Raw genomic sequence first — 16,746 nt, forward strand, 5'->3', positions numbered from 1 at the left:
GCGGGGTTGTTTTAAATTATCTGCGCCATCCATGGTGCAGACGACTGACATCAGCGTGTGCTGATATCACCAAGTTGTTGCTCTGCATAGGTCAGCACCGTTGCCAGCACCTCCTCTATGGTCATAGACGTTGAGTCTACCACAAGAGCATCTTCCGCGGGTTTCAGGGGGGCGGCGGCGCGATTTCTATCGCGATCGTCACGTTCCCGAATCTCGGTTAAAAGACGCTCAAAGTTAACATCAAAGCCCTTATCTTGCAACTGCTTATAGCGGCGCTGGGCCCGCTCCTCGGCACTGGCGTCGAGGAAAATCTTCACCTCGGCCTCGGGGAAAACGACGGTGCCCATGTCGCGGCCATCGGCAATGAGGCCAGGCCCCTGGCGGAAGGCGCGCTGACGGCGCAGCAGGGCTTCACGCACCCGGGGGAAGACGGCCACCTTGCTGGCGGCATCGCTCACTTCCTGGGAGCGGATGGTGCGGGAGACATCCTCCCCTTCCAGCACGACCTTGACCTGTTCACCCTCGACCTGGAACTGCACGTCCAGATTGGCGGCAAGGGGCACCAGGGCGGCTTCGGCGTCGAGTTCCACGTCGTGATGCAGGGCGGCCAGCGCCAATACCCGGTAGATGGCACCGGAGTCGAGCAGGTGCCAGCCCAGCTTCTCCGCCAGCAACTGACACAGGGTGCCTTTACCGGCACCACTTGGGCCATCGATTGTCATCACGGGGGCCATCTGAGGCATAATTTTTCTCCTGCGCATGCGGCATGTCGATGATTTGCACGCATCCCTGGCGGGATGGGGTAATGGGCGCCGATTATACCCGAATGCGGGGTCGCTGGCAGTTGTCGGCATGCAGATATGCACAAAACTCGTCGCGATTGCGCCAATTATGAACAATCCAGCATGCCACTGTGCTGTGCAAGGTTTTGTTCTTATGGTTGTTCTGGGTGAGGCGCGCTAAACTGGCCGCCTTTTTTCAGCAGCTGTAGTCAGGAGCAACCCTATGAGCAGCATTACTCTCGTGGCCAAATCCAAGTTGCCGACCCCCTGGGGCACCTTCACGCTGGTTGGCTTTCAGGAAACCGGCACCGGCAAGGATCACGCCGCCCTGGTGATGGGGGATATCGCAGACGGTGAACCCGTGCTCGGGCGCATCCATTCCGAGTGCCTGACCGGGGATGCCCTGTTCAGCCTGCGCTGTGATTGTGGTTTCCAGCTGCAGGCCGCCCTGCAGAACATCGCCAAAGCCGGTCGCGGCGTCCTCTTGTATGTCCGCCAGGAAGGTCGCGGCATCGGCCTGCTCAACAAGATCCGGGCCTATCATCTGCAGGATCAGGGCGCCGACACCGTCGAGGCCAACGTGGCGCTGGGTTTTGCCGCCGACATGCGCGACTACACCATCTGCGCCGATATGCTGAAGGCCCTGGAGGTCAAGAGCCTGCGTCTGATGACCAACAACCCGCGTAAACTCAAGGCCATGGAGAGCTTCGGCATTCCGGTGGCGGAGCGGGTTCCCCTGCAGGAGGGGCGCAATCCCCACAACGAATTCTACCTCTCCACCAAGGCGAACAAGCTGGATCACCTGTTCAAGAAATAGTGTTTCTGCTCTGCCGACCCTTGTAAAACGCCTCCCACAGGAGGCGTTTTTATTTGTGAAAATCACATTTTACAAAACGCCACGCTGCCTACCTTGCCTGTGACAGCAGAAAATCTCTCAGTGCCCGGTTGGCCATGGAGAGGGGATCCCCCCGTCGCCAGGCCACGCAGAGATCGAGGAAAATGGGCGGCTCGAAGGGGACGCCGGTCAGGGCCGTTTCATCGTCCAGCGCCATGCGCAGGAAGGTGGTCACCGCAAACCCCTGGCGCACCACCGCCTTGAGCAAGGGGATGAGGTTGCTCTCGAACGCGATATTGGGTTCGAGCCCCAGCCCCTGGGCCAGTGCCTCCATGTGCTCGCGGTGATAGAAGCCGCGCCTGAACATGGCGAGCTCCTGCGCGAAGAATTGTGGCAAGGACACGCCTCTCGCCTGGCGCAGGGGATGCTCCTCCCCCACCGCCATCAGCATCTCTTCACGCAGCAGCTGGGCCCCCTCGAGCCCGGGGGGCAGATCGCTGGTGATGAGGATGGCCAAGTCCAGGCTGCCATCCACCATGCGGCTGAGCAGCTCACGGGTCCCCGCCTCCTCCACCCGGATCTTGAGGCCGGGATAGCGGTGCTTGAACGCCATCAGGATAGGGGGAAAATAGTAGGAGCCCATCATGTAGGGGATGCCGATGCGCACCTCCCCCCGCTCCAGCCCCTTGAGCTCCGCCATCTCCGCCTCGGCCTGGTGCATCTGCAGCAGCAGACGCTCGGCATGGCGGCAGAGCACCTCCCCCTCCGGGGTGAGGCGCACGTTGCGATCCTGACGGTCGAACAGGCGCAGCTCGAGCTGGCTCTCCAGCTTGGCGATGGCCATGCTGACCGCGGGCTGCGCCACGTGCAGGGCGCTGGCGGCCCGGGTGAAGGAGCCGGCGTCCCGTACCGCCAGCAGATAACCGAGCTGTTTCAGTTCCATATCAATTTCATTTATCAGATTGATAACATAAATATATTATATTTATATCAAGCGGCGCACTAGTCTGCGGGATATATCGCAGATAACTCTGCAAAAAATGCAGTCAGGACAACCGCATATGATCGAAATCGGCAGCCGTGAGTGGATACGCGCCACCCTGGCCCTGAGCCTGGGCTCCTTCCTGGTGTTCCTCAATCTTTATCAGACCCACCCTCTGCTTCCCCTGCTGTCACAGGTCTTCTCCGTCAGCTCCCTCTCCGCCGGCTGGACCCTGGCGGGCTGTACCGCCGGGCTCGCAGCCTCGCTGCTGCTGTGCGCCCGGCTCGCGGATCGCTTCGGTCGCCGCCGCATCATGTTGTGGACACTGACCGGCGCCATCCTGCTCTCCTTGCTCATTCCGCTGGTGACCGACTTCGACATGCTGGTGATCCTGCGCATCCTGCAGGGCGTCTTGCTGGCCGGGCTGCCCGCCACCGCCATCGCCTACATGGGGGAAGAGTTCAGCAAGCGAGCCCTGCTCTCCGCGGTCGGCGTCTATATTGCCGCCAACTCCCTCGGCGGCATCGCCGGTCGGGTGGTCGGTGGCCTCCTGGCAGGCTGGTTCGGGGATTGGCAGCACACGTTTTTTGGCATCGGCCTCATCAGCCTCGCCTTGCTACCACTGGTCGTCTGGCTGCTGCCCGCCCAGACCCGCTTCGTGGCCGTGGTCGCCGCCCCCGGCCAATTGCGCCAAGCCATCGCCAGCCACCTCGGCAATCCGCTGCTGGTGGGGGCCTATCTCATCGGCGGGCTCAATTTCATGGTCTTTCTCAACCAATACAGCTACCTCACCTTCCTGATGGCCGAGCCCCCCTTCTCCTTACCGACCCAGTGGCTCGGGATGCTGTTTCTGACCTACCTTACCGGCACAATCGCCTCTTCCATCAGCGGTCGCTGCGCCAGTCGCTGGGGGGCACAGCACCTGTTGCTCGCCGGCATTCTGCTGATGGCCATCGGCAGCCTGATGCTACTGCTTGGCACCCTGACGGCCATCCTCGGCGGGCTGCTTGTCTCGAGTTTTGGCTTCTTCCTCGCCCACGCCTGTGCCAGCGCCTGGGTCGGCCAGCACGTGGAGCACAACCGGGCGCTGGCATCGTCGCTCTATCTGGTGGGGTACTATCTGGGGGCCAGTCTGGGGGGCCTGTATCTGCACCCCTTCTGGGAGCGGGGGGGATTATCGGGATTGGTGCTCGGCATCGAACTAGTGCTCTGCGTCACCGCCGTGCTCAGCCTCTGGCTGGGTCATCTCAAGGGGCGCAGCCCGCGCCCCCTCTCCTCTCTGGCATCCTGAACCGCCGCAGGCACGCGGCGGAGTGTCAGAGCTTCCCGTAATAGTCCATGGGTACCGGCACCACGGCGCCGGTCAGCAGCTCCTCGTCGATCACCTCGCTCAAGGGGCGCAGGTGGAATTTCACCTGACCCGAAGGCAGCATCAGCCCCACATCCGGATTGCGCTCATCCTCGATATTGGCGGTCTTGAACGGCAGAGCGGGGTGTGCGGCCACCAGCTCATGCAGGGAAGAGACCACCAGTTCGATGTGCTCGAGCCCCGCCTGATGCGTGCGGCCCGGCTTGGGGGCGGCCAGCTCGATGCAGGGCACGCTCACCCCTTGCCAGCAGACGGGCTGGTGCAGCCGGTAGGTGGCGATGGGCCGCCCCCCTATCATGCCCTCCACCAGCAAGACACCCTGCTGGGCAAGCTCGCGTTTGAGACTCAGGTATTCGGGCAGGGTGGCGGCGCGGTAGCAGAGATGATCCACTCTGGGTGACGCCAGCTCCCCCATCAGGGCGTGCAATTCGGTCAGCAGTTGGCCAACAAAAGGGGCCATCGGCCCCAGGGTGGTATTCAGTGGATGGGGCATATCACCATTTCTTCTTCGGTTGGAACAGGACATCCAGCTCATCGGCCTCTTTGTCCTTGATGTTTTGCAGCTCTTTCTCGCTGTGCTGCTGCAGGTGTTCCTCCAGCTGGAGCAAGCCCTGACGCATGTCTTCTTCCCGGGCGAACAGGTAGGCATCCTTGTCGGAGATGTTGGCAAGGGCGCTCAGCCCCTTGGTGTAGAGCTGGCGGCAGGTGCCGTATTGCCCCTGGATCTGGGCATCCATGGCCCGTTTCACCAGGTTGGCGATATTCACCTTGAGCTGCAGCAGCTCGAGGCGACGATCCTCCTGGGCGTACCCTTGCGGATCTATCTTGCCCTTGTTGTGCTCCACCCGCAGCACGGCGCGCATCTTCTTGGCCAGCTGCAGCATCTGGATCGCCTGGCGATCGGACTCCGGCGTCTTGAAGTGTGCCTCGTCCTGGCTGTTGTAGTGCTCCTGCACATTCTTGATCTGGATCTGCACATCCTGCACCCGCTGCTTGATCTGGCCGGTGGGCGAGACCTGGGCGATGGCGCGATAGGCATCCAGGATCCTGTGCTGCAACAGCAGCACCATGTTCTTGGAGAAGGGCACCAGGTTGACGTTCAGCAGCATCTCTTCGGTTTCGTCCGCCACCGCTTTGTGGCGAGCAATGGCCTGGCGCTTGTCGGCCTCGGCCTTCTGTTTGTATTGCTGCACCACGTTATAGGCGATGACCAGAAACAGGAGCGCGCCGATAGACAGCAATATCAAGGTTAAAATCATAGGGTGTCCAAACTCCTGTCCCAATCCAATTGCCTGATCCTACAACAGCTTACCCCTCACAGGGTAGCGCCCATTGCCAGCCAGGTTCACAACAATGGCAAGCGGCCCCGTGAGGGGTGGCGCGCAGCCTCAGTCCCTCACTCATATCGCCCGCCTCGCCCATTACTTGAGACAAAAGCCTCGTGATTGCAGGAAGCCCAGCATGAAGGGGCGCGCCTCCTTGCCGAGAATGGCCTTGATCTGGCCACTCCAGGTCTGCTGTTTGTTGTTGCTGCTGCGAGCCTGGTAGTAGGCCTGGATCTGATCGTCGTATTGGGCCAGCAGTTCGCGATCGAGCGCTGCTGGGTAGCGGTTCTCGTGCACCACTAGGGCGCGGGGCAGACGCGGTTTCTGCTCAGGCTGCTGGGCGGGGTGACCCAGGCAGAGGCCAAACAGGGGGATCACCTGATGAGGCAGCGAGAGCGCCTCGCTCACCGCCGCCGGATTGTTGCGAATGCCGCCGATGTAGACGCCGCCGAGCCCCAGTGACTGGGCCGCCAAGAGGGCGTTCTGGGCCATCAGGGCGCCATCGATGGCGCCGATCAGCAACTGTTCAACAAAACCGGTCTGGGCCTGTGGCACTATCTGGCTGTGACGCTGGTAGTCGGCACAAAACAGCAGAAACTCCGCCGCCTCCGCCACATAGGCCTGATGACCGGCGAGTTCCGCCAGGGTGGCGCGCAGCCCCTTGTCGGTCACCCGGATGATGCTGTTGGCCTGCAGGAAGCTGGAACTGGCGGCCGACTGGGCGGCGCTCAGGATCTGATCGAGCTGGGCGGCATCGATGGGATCGGCGGTGAATTGGCGAATGGAGCGATGGGAAAGGATGAGATCGATGGTCGGGTTCATGGTGCCTCCAGATGAAGGCCTCACTTTACCCAAAAAAAACGAGGGGCCCAAGGCCCCCCGTCACCCTCAAGGGGCAGGATACACATACGGGGCCTGCAACCCCAGCGGGAAGCCCATCCCCCAGTAGAGCAGCAGGAAGATGCTCCAGCTCACCAGGAAGGCCAGGGAGTATGGCAGCATCATGGAGACCAGGGTGCCGATGCCGGTGCTCTTCACATATTGCTGGCAATAGACCACCACCAGCGGGAAGAAGACCATCAGCGGGGTGATGATGTTGGAGGCGGAATCCCCTACCCGATAGGCCGCCTGGGTCAGTTCGGGGGAGATCCCCACCGCCATCAGCATGGGCACCAGGATGGGGCTGATCAGCGCCCACTTGGCCGACGCCGACCCCACCACCAGGTTGACGGTGGCGGTGAGCAGGATGATGCCGACTATGGTCACTTCCCCCGGCAGAGCCAGGGCGTGCAGCACCTCGGCGCCGGAGAGCGCCAGCAGGGTGCCGAGGTTGGAATCCCCGAACGCCTTGATGAAGAGGGCGCAGAAGAAGGCCATCACCATGTAGGAGCCCATCTTGTTCATGGTGGCGGACATGGCGTCGATCACGTCCTTGCCGCTCTTGAAGCTGCCCGCCACGAAGCCGTAGACGATCCCCGGCAGGATGAACAGCAGGAAGATGAGCGGCACGATGGATTTCATCACCGGCGCCGCGAAGGTGGTGAGCGAACCATCCGCCGCCCGCATGGGGGAATCGCTCGGCGACAGGGCCAGCCCGAGCAGCACGATGGCCGCCAGCATGGCAAAACCTGCCCAGTTGAAAGCCCGGCTCTCCTGGGCGCTGTAGCGGCCCATCTCGTCGGCGCTTTCCAGCTCCTCGTTGAGGGGAATGTGCTTGAGGCGCGGCTCGACGATGCGCTCGGTGACGAACCAGCCCACACAGATGATCAGCAGGGAGGAGGCGCCGGTGAAGAAAATGTTGCACAGGGTGTTGACCATGTACTCCGGGTCGAGCAGCTGGGCAGACGACTGGGTGAACCCCTGCAACAGGGCATCACCACCGGAAGGCAGGAAGTTGGCGGCAAAGCCGCCGGAGACCCCGGCAAAGGCGGCGGCGATCCCCGCCAGCGGGTGACGGCCGGCGGCGTGGAAGATGATGCCCCCGATGGGAATGACCAGCACGTAACCCGCATCCGCCGCCGTGTGGCTGACGATGGCCACCAGGATCAGCATGGGAGTCAGAAAACGCGCTGGCGTGACCTTGAGCAGCTTCTTGAGACCGGTGTTGATGAAACCGGACTGCTCGGCGACGCCCACCCCCAGCATGGCCACCAGCACGATGCCAAGCGGCGCAAAACTGGTGAACGTGGTCACCATGCTGGCGAGAAATTCGGCAAGGCCGGCGCCGGTCAGCAGGTTGTTGACCACCACGGCCTCGCCGGTGCGGGGATTGACCAGATCAAACGAGAATTGGGAGAGGATCCAGGAACCGACCCAGACGATCAGCAGTGCATAGAGAAACAGCATGGCGGGGTCTGGCAGCTTGTTGCCCGCCTTCTCCACCCCGTTCAGAAAGCGATTCAACCAGCCGCTGGGTGGGCTGGCGGGGCCCTTGTTGACTGCAGCTTGACTCATTATGGTGATACTCCATGACCAGGAAATGAGGCTGCATACTAGCGATAACGTCCAATAAAACCCATGATACGAGTCATATATTCGATTAATTTTGTTTAATTTGGCATGTCACGCTATAAAAACGCGACATGCCGCACATTCCACTGTCGAGATTTTAGCCGTTTACCAGCGGATAGGCGCCGCTCTTGCACTGGATGACGAAACCCGCCTCCTCGACCTCGGCCGCGGTCATGGGAGTGCTGAACAGGAATCCCTGGAAGATGTGGCAACCCTGGGCGCGCAGGGCCGCCAGCTCGTGCTCGTCCTCCACCCCTTCGGCCAGGATCCCGAGCCCCAGGCTGGTGGCCATGGCGACCGTGGCCCGGATCACCGGCAGGTTGAGCCCCACCACGAAGGAGCGATCCAGCTTGATGGTGTCGATGGGCAGCCGGTTGAGGTAGGCGAGCGACGAGTAACCGGTGCCAAAGTCGTCGATGGCTATCTTGATCCCCTGCCCGCTCAAGGCGTCGAGGATGTCGATGCACCCCTTCATATCCAGCATCAGCACGGTTTCGGTCAGCTCCAGAGTCAGCAGACCGGGATCGACCTCGAATGCCGCGAGCTGCTGGGCCACCAGCCCTGGCAGATTCGCCGACAGCTGGAAGCCGGAGAGATTGACCGACACCGGCACCCGTACCTGCCATTGCCGCTGCCACTCCCCCATCTGGGCCAAGGCCGTGGAGAGCACCCAGCTCCCTATCTCGCGAATGAGCCCCATCTCCTCCGCCAGCGGGATGAACTCCCCCGGGGAGACGTGCCCCAGCACGGGGTTGTACCAGCGCAGCAGGGCCTCGAAGCCGATGAGCCGGCCCTGGGCCACATCCACCTGGGGCTGATAGCGCAGGCTCAGCTCCTGGCGGCCCACCGCCTTGGCCAGAAACTGCTTCAAGGTCAGCTTGCGATGCAGGCTCTGCTGCATGCTGGGGGTGAAACGCTGCCAGCGCAGGCGTCCCATCTGCTTGGCCTGATACATGGCCATGTCGGCACGGGTGATGAGGTTGTCGCCGTCATCGGCGTCGTCCGGGTAGATGGCGATGCCGATGCTGCCCCCAATGGTGACCTCGGGGAGCCCGCTCAGCTGCAGCGGCTTGCTCATCTGGGAGAGCATGAGATCCGCCACCTCCTGGGCCCGCTCGCTCGCCTGATTGAGGGGCACCAGGGCGGTGAACTCGTCCCCGCCGAGGCGCGCCAGCTCCACGTCCCGCGGGCAGATCTGCTTGAGCCGCCCGGCCACCCGCTCCAGCAGGCGATCCCCCGCCTTGTGGCCGTAGTTGTCATTGACCAGTTTGAAGTTGTCCAAGTCCATGAATACCAGGGCGAAGCGCCCCCCGATGCCGCAATAGGCCTCGAGGGATTTCATCAGGCCATAGCGGTTGAGCAGGCCGGTGAGGGAGTCGTGCCAGGCCAGGTGGCGATGTTCCAGCTCCTCGAGCTTGCGGTCCGTGATGTCCCGCATGGTGAGCAGTATCCTCGCCCCCTGCTGGATGTGGCGAAACTGGTACTGGAACCAGCGCATCCCCTTCAGGGTCCGGCACTCCCCCTCGGCCACCACCTCGTCGAGGCGGGAGAGCCGGCGCAGAAAGGCCTCGTCCACCCCGGAGAACACCTGCATCAGTTGGCGAACCTGGAGGCCGAAGCAGAGTTCGAAGTGGTGGTTGCCACTTTCGAATCGCCCCTGGTTGTCAAACAGACAGGCCAGGGTGTCGCCGGTGGCGAGGGAGGACTCCTGATAGAGGGTGTCGGCGTCGATCACCGCCTCCGTCATCATCATCAGGCGCCCGGCGATCTCGACCCCGGAGAGGCGCAGATAGACCTGTTTCTTGACCCCGCGCGGAGAGATGGTCCACCACTCGCTGTAGCTGCGCCCTTGCTGGAAGTCGCCAAGATAACGCTGCAACAGCAGATCGATGGCGGCGGCCATGTCGGCCGAGAAGTCGCGGGATTGCAGTTCGATGAGGGAACTCGCCTCCCATACCCCCAGCGCCGAGCCATTGGCCCAGTAGATATGATGACGCTGGATGTCATAGACCCAGACAGGGGTATGGAGTGCATCCATGGCAGTGAGTAGGCGTTCGTCTAGCGTATTCATCTTTGGTGGTGATTCATGCTGAGAGCTCATAGCAACACCAGTCACGGCCATCCCTGAACGACGCCAACGTGCTGGTACAAAATCAGATCCGGCTCATAATCTGGAAACATGCATGGGCAAGATAAGGCCGGTTTTATATGAAAACGCTACATGTGAACCCTATGGTCAGAAGAAACGGACTCACATTGATATTGTTGGGTGTAGTCATAACCATAGCCATGATTTTTATACTTTTTTTGTTTCGCGAACAACTATTAATCCCGGCCATCTCGGTGCTCCTCGCAGGACTGATGACAGTATTCGTCGGAGCCCTCAAGCTCAATGAGCCTCATTTTAGTCTCTCCCTGTGTCAGGATTGTTTGCAATATCACCACAAGCACGGGGGCTGGATCCTGAAATGGAGAAATATTCAACGAATTGACCAGCCGCGTATCCATTTGGGCTGGGATTTGGTGCCCCTCCCCTATATCGGTCTGAAGATTAAGGATTACGACGATTTTTTGACGTTGATCACACCCCGGCTGGCGGTCCGCCTGCTGACCGAGCAACGCGCCGTGCTGTTGCAGGCGATGCAGAGCGAGCAGCCAGGCTGCCTTGGCGGCGGTTGTGGCAGTGGCCTGCTGGGGGGAGAGTTGCTGGAAGAGAGCCGCTTTCGTTCCCCCTCCGGTCAGCGTTACGAGGGGGTGATCGCCATGCTCGGCAACCGTATGACGAGACTGCGGGACCTGCTGGGGTATGATCTGCTGGTCCCGGACAACAGCTTGGATCGGGCGCCCGCGGATTTTGTCCGCCTGTTGAATGAATATCGCCGGGAATCGAATCTAATCCAGATCAATTAAATGCCGGATTGCGCTTGCCAAGCCAGATGACTCTTCATAAGGTCTCTGGCTTGTTACAAACACCCCCTAAGCCGCTTATGAAGTACATCGAAGAGTTCTATCTGTTCGTCAAGGTGGTGCAAGAGGGCGGTTTCTCCCACGCCGCAGCCGCGCTGGGCATGCCGACCGGCACCATCAGTCGACGAATTTCTCAGCTGGAGGAGCAGCTTGGCTGCAGCCTGCTGCACAGATCCACCCGCAAGCTGCGCCTCACCGACGAAGGCCTGCGCTATTACGAGCGCCTCTGCACTCCCCTGGCCGAGATTGAACAGGCGACGGGGGAGATCCAGGGTCAGGATCGCGACATCAGCGGCCTCATTCGCCTCGCGGCCCCCATCGCCCTCTCCAACACCATCCTGGTCGACATGCTGGCGGACTTCGGCCTGCGCTATCCCGGGGTGCAATTTGACATCAGCCAGACCAATGATCACTCCCCCCTGTGCGATCAAGACAGGGATCTGGTGTTCTTCAATGGCGAGCTGCCCCAGTCCCTGCCCAATGCCCTCTGCCTCGGCCACATCGAGTACGGCTTGTTCGCCTCTCCCCTCTATCTGGAGAAGATGGGCAACCCGGCGCACCCGGCGCAGCTGGAAGAGCACGACCTCATCCACTGCTGGCCACACCGTCACTGGCAGCTGATCGATCGGGACGAGCAGATGGTGCAGGTCAAACGCCCCCCGCGCCTGAGTGTCAACCAGACCCAGGCTGCCGTGCGAGCGGCCCGGCGTCACCTCGGCATCGTCAACGCCCCCCTGCACTATGTTCATCCCTTCCTGCAGGATGAACAGCTGGTGGCCGTGCTGCCAAACTGGCGATCGGATCGGCGCCCCTTCTACATGCTGCAGTGCCAGCCCCAGTTCACCCCGCTGCGGGTCAAGATGTTCGCCGAGTTCGTTGAAAAGTACTCGGTACGCTATCGCAGCCATCAACGGGACGATCAATTCTTGCCGGCCATGCCCCTGCCCATTGCATCTGACCTCTGATACTGCGACCTTTACCCGATGCACCTCGCACGGACTGGCCAACACCATGAATGTATTGATATGTGATGACTCGGGTTTTGCCCGCAAGCAACTGATGCGCGCCCTGCCCACCCCCTGGTCAGTGACCCTGCACCAGGCCGCCAACGGCCTGGAAGGGGTGGAGCAGATCCTGATGGGCCATGGGGATCTGGTCTTTCTGGATCTCACCATGCCGGAGATGGACGGTTACGGCGTGCTGGAAACCCTCAAGCAAGAGGGGCTGCGCAACAAGGTGATCGTGGTCTCCGGCGATATCCAGCCGGAAGCCTATCAGCGCGTCATGGCGCTCGGCGCCCTGGATTTCATCAAGAAACCCGCCTCCCCCGAGATGCTGCAAGCACTCCTGCAACGCCACGGCCTGTGGCAGCCGGGTGCAGCTCCCACGGTGGCGGTCACGCCATCCGCCCCCCCTGCCAGCGCCCCGGCCATCTCGTTCACCCCGGAGCTCAGGGATGTCTATCAGGAGCTGGCCAACGTTGCCATGGGCCAGGCCGCCAACCTGCTGGCCCAGCTGCTCGACGCCTTCGTGGTGCTGCCCATCCCGAACGTCAACGTGCTGGAGGTCTCCGAACTGCACATGGCCCTCTCGGCCGCCGCCGAGTCGGATACCCTCTCCGCCGTCTGCCAGGGTTTCATCGGTGCCGGCATTGCCGGGGAGGCCCTGCTCCTGTTCCACGATGCCAGCTTCCAGGATCTGGCCCGCCTGATGAACCATCAGGGGGCACTCGATCACAATGCCGAACTGGAACTGCTGATGGATACCGCCAACGTGCTGATCGGCGCCTTCCTGCGCGGTTACGCCAATCAGCTAGACACCCCCTTCAGCCAGGGGCACCCGGTGGTGCTGGGTCAACACAGGTCCATCCAGGACCTGATCCAGACCAACCAGAGCCGCTGGCGCCGCACCCTGGCCATCGAGATCAACTACCGGATCCAGGGTTATGCCGTGCAGTGCGATCTGCTACTGTTGTTTACTGAAGATTCCATCGCCACCATGAATCACAAGATCATGCACATGCTCTAGGGTCATCACGACCATTGGCAGCATAAATGACCAGACAAGAGAGCAAGGAGTGACCATGGAGATTCGCGAATTTCATTGGCTGATGAACATAGTCCAGAACCTGGATGTGGGGCTGGTCGTACTCAGCCGGGACTACAAGGTACAGGTATGGAACGGCTTCATGGAGAGCCACAGCGGCCGCCTGGCCGCGCAGGTGCGTGATCAAAGCCTGTTCGAGCTCTTTCCCGACGTGGACAGGGCCTGGTTCGAGCGCAAGGCGAACATGGTGTTCAAACTCAACAACCGCGCCTTCAGTACCTGGGAGCAGCGTCCCTACCTGCTGCGCTTCTCCAACTATCGCCCCATCACTGGCACGGCCCCCCACATGTACCAGAACCTGACCCTGGTGCCACTGGCCGATTTCGGTGGCCAGGTGACCCACCTGGCCGTCATGATCTACGACGCCACCGACGAGGCAACCCTGATCATGGGCCAGCGTCAGGGCTGAGCCCCCGGCAACAAAAGCAGAGGGCGCCCGCAGGCGCCCTCTCTCGTTTCTCACTCATCGACGTGCATCAGGCGTTCACAAACTCGGTGAAGGCGTCGATCACCTCGTCGATGTCGTCATCGGTGATCTGCAAGTGGGTTACCAGTCGCATCTCGCCGTAGCCGGAGAAGAGGATGCCGCGCTCCTTCATGAAGGCGAGCAGTTCCGCGCTCTCCCCTTTCACCAGCCGCAGGAACACCATATTGGTCTGCACCTCGGCAAGATCCAGTTCGATGCCGGGCAGGACCGCCAACCCTTGTGCCAGCCGCTTGGCACGGCGGTGATCGTCCGCAAGGCGTGCAACGTGCTGATCCAGGGCGAACAAGCCGGCCTGGGCCAGACTCCCGGCCTGGCGCATGCCGCCCCCCAGCATCTTGCGCAGTCGCCGGGCCCTGGCGATGAAATCGCCCGCTCCCACCAGCAGGGAGCCCACCGGCGCCCCCAGCCCCTTGGAGAGGCAGACGGAGACACTGTCGAAGGGGGCGGCAATGGCCGCAACCGGTTCACCGCTCGCCACCACCGCATTGAACAAGCGAGCACCATCCAGATGCAGTGACAGGCCATGGCGGTCGGCGACATCGCGCACCTGATGCAGATAAGAGAGTGGCAGCACCTTGCCGTTGTGCGTGTTCTCGAGGCAGATGAGGCGGGTCTGGACGAAATGGGCATCATCGGGGGCGAGGCCCCCCAGCACATCGGACAGCAACAGGGTGCCGTCGGCCTGAGTAGGCACAGGTTGCAACGCCACCGAGCCCAGCACGGCAGACCCTTGCGCCTCATAGCGATAGATGTGGGAAGCCGAGCCCAGGATGGCGCCTTCGCCGCGCTGGCAATGACTCATCATCGCCAGCAGGTTGGACATGGTGCCGGAGGGCACGAACAGGGCGGCCTCCTTGCCCAGTAGTTCGGCCCCCTTGCGCTCCAGCGCGTTGATGCTGGGATCTTCCCCATAGACATCATCCCCCACCTCGGCGTGCAGCATGCTCTGGCGCATGGCCTCCGTGGGCTGGGTCACGGTATCACTTCGTAAATCGATATAGCGCATGTCATCCTCCTGATGCAGGTGAATGACATTAACCAGACGGGGAGAGCCTGGCAAGCGGCGGGGGAGCGGAATGTGAATCCGGTGACTCACCAGGGAAGGGGGCGGCCCGCCAGATCCAGAAACTGGCCGGAGTGGGCCGGCGTCAGGGTCTCGATGAGGTTGAGCAGCCGCGACGCCACCTGCGCGGGGGCTTGCAACGAGGCAGTATCCAGCTCGTGGTGAAACGGCTGCTGCAGGGGGGTGTCCATCGGCCCGGGGTGCACCGTGATGACCCCAGCACCGGGGAAGCGCTGCGCCCACTCCCGCGCCAGCAGGCAAGAGCCCATGCTGAGGGCGGCCTTGCTCATCCGGTAGCTGTAGCGACCAGGGACGCCTTGCGATGCAGCATCTCCTATGCTGCCCGCCAGATCCGAGACCGAGCAGAGCCAGAGGCGAGCATCCGGCGCCATCAGCCGGCTCAGGCAAGCCCCCAGTGCAAGATGGGGCCAGGCATTGACCTGCAGGCTCTCGCAGAGCCACGCGGGATCCACCTCTTCCACCCGCCGCTCCGGCAGGTGGTTGAGATCGTGCAGCAGACCGATGGTGTTGATCACCACGTTCGGCAACCGGGCCTGCTCATAAAGGGTGAACAGGGCATCGAAGCCGAGAGAGTCCACCTCCTGCAGCGGGAAATAGCAGGCGGGATCCAGCCCCCTCGGCAGTTGTCGCCCCGCCAGCAGCCACTCTTCGCCGCGCCTGGCCAGCTCATGTGCCAGCGCCGTGCCCAGTCCGCCACTGCCCAGGATCAGATAGCCCATCTCCATGTCCTTGGATTTGCCCTTTGTGTAGAGGGTATCAGAAGAATCACGGGCCCGAAGCTCCCGCGCGCTCCCGCATCCTCATCGACGCTCTGCCGCTTCGCGCGTCTTCTCTTCCGGCTCAGGCCTCGTTCAGGTGACGACCAAACTCCCTGGCCCGGGCCAAGTCCAGAAAACCGTCAGCCTGCTTGTGGCTGCGCAGGAACTGGTAGTAGGCGAGCAGGGTGACGAGCTGCTCCTCATCGGGCAGGGGCTCGGCAGGTAAACACTCCTGTAGCAAATGGCCCGCCGCTGCCAGCGCTTCTCTATCCACCACTTCGGCCTGGCGGTAGAGATAACCGCAACCAGTGGCGAGCCACTCCAGGGAGCAGTTGGCCCCCATGGCAATCTGGTTCGCCTTGCCAAGGCCGGGTTCGGCCCCCTTCAGATACTTGCGGATCAACGCTTCGCTCAGGCCCACCTTGCGGGCGAAGGCGCTCACGCTCCCCGTCCCGATCAGGCTCTGCAGCCGCTCGGCAAACCCTTCCATCTCTCCTCCCCAGAACCAAAGTTCGAATTTGCGCGGGACGCATTATTGCCATGTCCACCGGAAGAGACCAAGATGCAGGCAGTATTTATTTCCCGTATTCGCCCATTTCCCGTTATGTCCCAAGGAGTCACCATGTCCGTATCCCGTCTTGCCCTGCACCCGCAAGGCCCGACCTTCTCCCGTCTCATCATGGGCTACTGGCGCCTGATGGAGTGGCAGCTCTCCCCCGACGCCCTGCTGGATCTGATGAAGTACCACCTGGATCTGGGAGTGACCACCATCGATCACGCCGACATCTACGGCGGCTACCAGTGCGAGGAGGCCTTCGGTCGTGCCCTGCGCCTCGAGCCGTCCCTGCGCAACCGGATGGAGATCGTCAGCAAGTGCGGCATCGCCCTGACCGCCAAGCCGGAACATGCCCTCAACCACTACAACACCGGCAAGGCCCACATCATCGCGAGCGCCGAGGCCTCCTTGCAAAAACTCGGCACCGATCATCTTGATCTGCTGCTGATCCACCGCCCGGATCCCCTGCTGAATGCGGACGAGGTCGCCGATGCCTTCGTCACCCTGAAGCAGGCGGGCAAGATCAAACACGCCGGGGTCTCCAACTTCACCGCCCGCCAGTTCGAGCTGCTGCAATCGCGCCTCCCCTTCCCGCTGGTCACCAACCAGCTGGAGATCTCGCCGCTCCATCAGGAAGGGACGCTGAACGGCACCCTGGATCAGTGCCAGCAGCAGCGCATCAAACCCATGGCCTGGTCCTGCCTCGGCGGCGGCCGCTTGTTCAGCGATCCGGCTTTTGGCCCCCTGCGCGCCGAACTCGAGCAAATTCGCCAGGAAGTGGGTGCCCAGACCCTGGAGCAAGTAGTTTACGCCTGGGTGATGATGTTGCCGAGCCAGCCGCTGCCCCTCATCGGCTCCGGCAAGCGGGAGCGGATCGCGGCGGCCGTAGCGGCCGAGTCCATCGTGCTCAGCCGCCAGCAGTGGTTCCGGATCCGCAAGGCCGCCCTCGGTTACGACGTGCCCTGATCCCGCCTTTTCAGACAA

17 protein-coding genes are annotated in these 16,746 nt (G+C 62.0%); 7 read left to right on the forward strand and 10 right to left on the reverse strand.

From position 1 onward, the window contains the following. Positions 1-50: 50 nt before the first annotated feature. Positions 51-743, reverse strand: coding sequence for a (d)CMP kinase (gene cmk / locus VZC39_RS11555; protein ID WP_349918018.1), 693 nt, complete (start codon positions 741-743; stop codon positions 51-53). A 262-nt stretch (positions 744-1,005) separates the two neighbouring features. Here cmk and ribA point away from each other — a divergent pair, with 262 nt between their 5' ends. After that, positions 1,006-1,599 carry a GTP cyclohydrolase II gene (gene ribA, locus VZC39_RS11560; protein ID WP_349918020.1) on the forward strand — a complete coding sequence of 198 codons (594 nt, stop codon included), beginning with the start codon at positions 1,006-1,008 and terminating at the stop codon, positions 1,597-1,599. 88 nt (positions 1,600-1,687) lie between these two features. Here the strand turns inward: ribA and VZC39_RS11565 are convergent, their stop codons facing one another. After that, the gene (locus VZC39_RS11565) at positions 1,688-2,560 is read right to left on the reverse strand and encodes a LysR family transcriptional regulator (protein ID WP_434662644.1); all 873 of its coding nucleotides are present in this window, start codon (positions 2,558-2,560) and stop codon (positions 1,688-1,690) included. A gap of 118 nt (positions 2,561-2,678) precedes the next feature. Here VZC39_RS11565 and VZC39_RS11570 point away from each other — a divergent pair, with 118 nt between their 5' ends. Continuing rightward, positions 2,679-3,890 (forward strand): MFS transporter, encoded by a 1,212-nt coding sequence (locus tag VZC39_RS11570; RefSeq protein WP_434662646.1) that lies wholly within the window; start codon positions 2,679-2,681, stop codon positions 3,888-3,890. A gap of 25 nt (positions 3,891-3,915) precedes the next feature. On the opposite strand, the gene VZC39_RS11575 is transcribed toward VZC39_RS11570, so the two are convergent. From VZC39_RS11575 to VZC39_RS11595, 5 genes are all read right to left on the reverse strand, one after another. Beyond that, positions 3,916-4,461 carry a VOC family protein gene (locus VZC39_RS11575; RefSeq protein ID WP_434662648.1) on the reverse strand — a complete coding sequence of 182 codons (546 nt, stop codon included), beginning with the start codon at positions 4,459-4,461 and terminating at the stop codon, positions 3,916-3,918. A 1-nt stretch (position 4,462) separates the two neighbouring features. Then, on the reverse strand, positions 4,463-5,227 hold the full coding sequence (locus VZC39_RS11580; RefSeq protein ID WP_434662649.1) for a DNA repair protein: 765 nt from the start codon (positions 5,225-5,227) through the stop codon (positions 4,463-4,465). Positions 5,228-5,389: 162 nt separating this feature from the next. Further along, positions 5,390-6,115, reverse strand: a complete 726-nt coding sequence (gene nfsA, locus VZC39_RS11585; RefSeq protein WP_434662651.1) for an oxygen-insensitive NADPH nitroreductase — start codon at positions 6,113-6,115, stop codon at positions 5,390-5,392. Positions 6,116-6,181: 66 nt separating this feature from the next. Beyond that, a complete protein-coding gene (locus VZC39_RS11590) occupies positions 6,182-7,747 on the reverse strand; it encodes an AbgT family transporter (RefSeq protein WP_434662653.1) in 1,566 nt (521 codons plus the stop codon). Between the two features lie 154 nt (positions 7,748-7,901). Beyond that, entirely contained in the window at positions 7,902-9,842 is a 1,941-nt protein-coding gene (locus VZC39_RS11595) for a putative bifunctional diguanylate cyclase/phosphodiesterase (RefSeq protein WP_434668466.1), read from the reverse strand. A gap of 170 nt (positions 9,843-10,012) precedes the next feature. On the opposite strand from VZC39_RS11595, the gene VZC39_RS11600 reads away from it, so the two are divergent. From VZC39_RS11600 to VZC39_RS11615, 4 genes are all read left to right on the forward strand, one after another. Continuing rightward, the gene (locus tag VZC39_RS11600) at positions 10,013-10,714 is read left to right on the forward strand and encodes a DUF2982 domain-containing protein (protein ID WP_434662655.1); all 702 of its coding nucleotides are present in this window, start codon (positions 10,013-10,015) and stop codon (positions 10,712-10,714) included. Positions 10,715-10,791: 77 nt separating this feature from the next. After that, complete coding sequence (locus tag VZC39_RS11605; RefSeq protein WP_434662658.1) at positions 10,792-11,736, forward strand: LysR family transcriptional regulator; 945 nt, start codon at positions 10,792-10,794, stop codon at positions 11,734-11,736. 46 nt (positions 11,737-11,782) lie between these two features. Beyond that, the gene (locus VZC39_RS11610; protein ID WP_434662660.1) at positions 11,783-12,799 is read left to right on the forward strand and encodes a response regulator; all 1,017 of its coding nucleotides are present in this window, start codon (positions 11,783-11,785) and stop codon (positions 12,797-12,799) included. 55 nt (positions 12,800-12,854) lie between these two features. Continuing rightward, positions 12,855-13,286: a PAS domain-containing protein gene (locus VZC39_RS11615; protein WP_349918036.1), complete on the forward strand. Its 432-nt coding sequence runs from the start codon at positions 12,855-12,857 to the stop codon at positions 13,284-13,286. Positions 13,287-13,353: 67 nt separating this feature from the next. Here VZC39_RS11615 and ltaE read toward each other — a convergent pair whose 3' ends face one another. The 3 genes from ltaE to VZC39_RS11630 all read right to left on the reverse strand — a co-directional run bounded on the left by ltaE (position 13,354) and on the right by VZC39_RS11630 (position 15,696). Continuing rightward, on the reverse strand, positions 13,354-14,370 hold the full coding sequence (gene ltaE, locus VZC39_RS11620; protein ID WP_349918038.1) for a low-specificity L-threonine aldolase: 1,017 nt from the start codon (positions 14,368-14,370) through the stop codon (positions 13,354-13,356). A gap of 86 nt (positions 14,371-14,456) precedes the next feature. Further along, positions 14,457-15,167 carry a short-chain dehydrogenase gene (locus VZC39_RS11625; protein ID WP_434662663.1) on the reverse strand — a complete coding sequence of 237 codons (711 nt, stop codon included), beginning with the start codon at positions 15,165-15,167 and terminating at the stop codon, positions 14,457-14,459. A 121-nt stretch (positions 15,168-15,288) separates the two neighbouring features. Continuing rightward, entirely contained in the window at positions 15,289-15,696 is a 408-nt protein-coding gene (locus VZC39_RS11630; RefSeq protein WP_434662665.1) for an XRE family transcriptional regulator, read from the reverse strand. Between the two features lie 132 nt (positions 15,697-15,828). Between VZC39_RS11630 and VZC39_RS11635 the strand changes: the two genes are divergently transcribed. Beyond that, a complete protein-coding gene (locus VZC39_RS11635; RefSeq protein ID WP_434662667.1) occupies positions 15,829-16,728 on the forward strand; it encodes an aldo/keto reductase in 900 nt (299 codons plus the stop codon). Positions 16,729-16,746: the final 18 nt, after the last annotated feature.

The sequence above is a fragment of the Aeromonas sp. NJAU223 genome (genome assembly GCF_051125555.1).
GTDB classification, from domain to species: domain Bacteria; phylum Pseudomonadota; class Gammaproteobacteria; order Enterobacterales; family Aeromonadaceae; genus Aeromonas; species Aeromonas veronii_G.

Excerpts from the sequence above, each read along its gene's own strand:
- cmk (WP_349918018.1), bottom strand. The coding sequence starts at position 743 with ATGCCTCAGATGGCCCCCGTGATGACAATCGATGGCCCAAGTGGTGCC.
- ribA (WP_349918020.1), top strand. The coding sequence starts at position 1,006 with ATGAGCAGCATTACTCTCGTGGCCAAATCCAAGTTGCCGACCCCCTGG.
- VZC39_RS11565 (WP_434662644.1), bottom strand. The coding sequence starts at position 2,560 with ATGGAACTGAAACAGCTCGGTTATCTGCTGGCGGTACGGGACGCCGGC.
- VZC39_RS11570 (WP_434662646.1), top strand. The coding sequence starts at position 2,679 with ATGATCGAAATCGGCAGCCGTGAGTGGATACGCGCCACCCTGGCCCTG.
- VZC39_RS11575 (WP_434662648.1), bottom strand. The coding sequence starts at position 4,461 with ATGCCCCATCCACTGAATACCACCCTGGGGCCGATGGCCCCTTTTGTT.
- VZC39_RS11580 (WP_434662649.1), bottom strand. The coding sequence starts at position 5,227 with ATGATTTTAACCTTGATATTGCTGTCTATCGGCGCGCTCCTGTTTCTG.
- nfsA (WP_434662651.1), bottom strand. The coding sequence starts at position 6,115 with ATGAACCCGACCATCGATCTCATCCTTTCCCATCGCTCCATTCGCCAA.
- VZC39_RS11590 (WP_434662653.1), bottom strand. The coding sequence starts at position 7,747 with ATGAGTCAAGCTGCAGTCAACAAGGGCCCCGCCAGCCCACCCAGCGGC.
- VZC39_RS11595 (WP_434668466.1), bottom strand. The coding sequence starts at position 9,842 with ATGGATGCACTCCATACCCCTGTCTGGGTCTATGACATCCAGCGTCAT.
- VZC39_RS11600 (WP_434662655.1), top strand. The coding sequence starts at position 10,013 with ATGAAAACGCTACATGTGAACCCTATGGTCAGAAGAAACGGACTCACA.
- VZC39_RS11605 (WP_434662658.1), top strand. The coding sequence starts at position 10,792 with ATGAAGTACATCGAAGAGTTCTATCTGTTCGTCAAGGTGGTGCAAGAG.
- VZC39_RS11610 (WP_434662660.1), top strand. The coding sequence starts at position 11,783 with ATGAATGTATTGATATGTGATGACTCGGGTTTTGCCCGCAAGCAACTG.
- VZC39_RS11615 (WP_349918036.1), top strand. The coding sequence starts at position 12,855 with ATGGAGATTCGCGAATTTCATTGGCTGATGAACATAGTCCAGAACCTG.
- ltaE (WP_349918038.1), bottom strand. The coding sequence starts at position 14,370 with ATGCGCTATATCGATTTACGAAGTGATACCGTGACCCAGCCCACGGAG.
- VZC39_RS11625 (WP_434662663.1), bottom strand. The coding sequence starts at position 15,167 with ATGGGCTATCTGATCCTGGGCAGTGGCGGACTGGGCACGGCGCTGGCA.
- VZC39_RS11630 (WP_434662665.1), bottom strand. The coding sequence starts at position 15,696 with ATGGAAGGGTTTGCCGAGCGGCTGCAGAGCCTGATCGGGACGGGGAGC.
- VZC39_RS11635 (WP_434662667.1), top strand. The coding sequence starts at position 15,829 with ATGTCCGTATCCCGTCTTGCCCTGCACCCGCAAGGCCCGACCTTCTCC.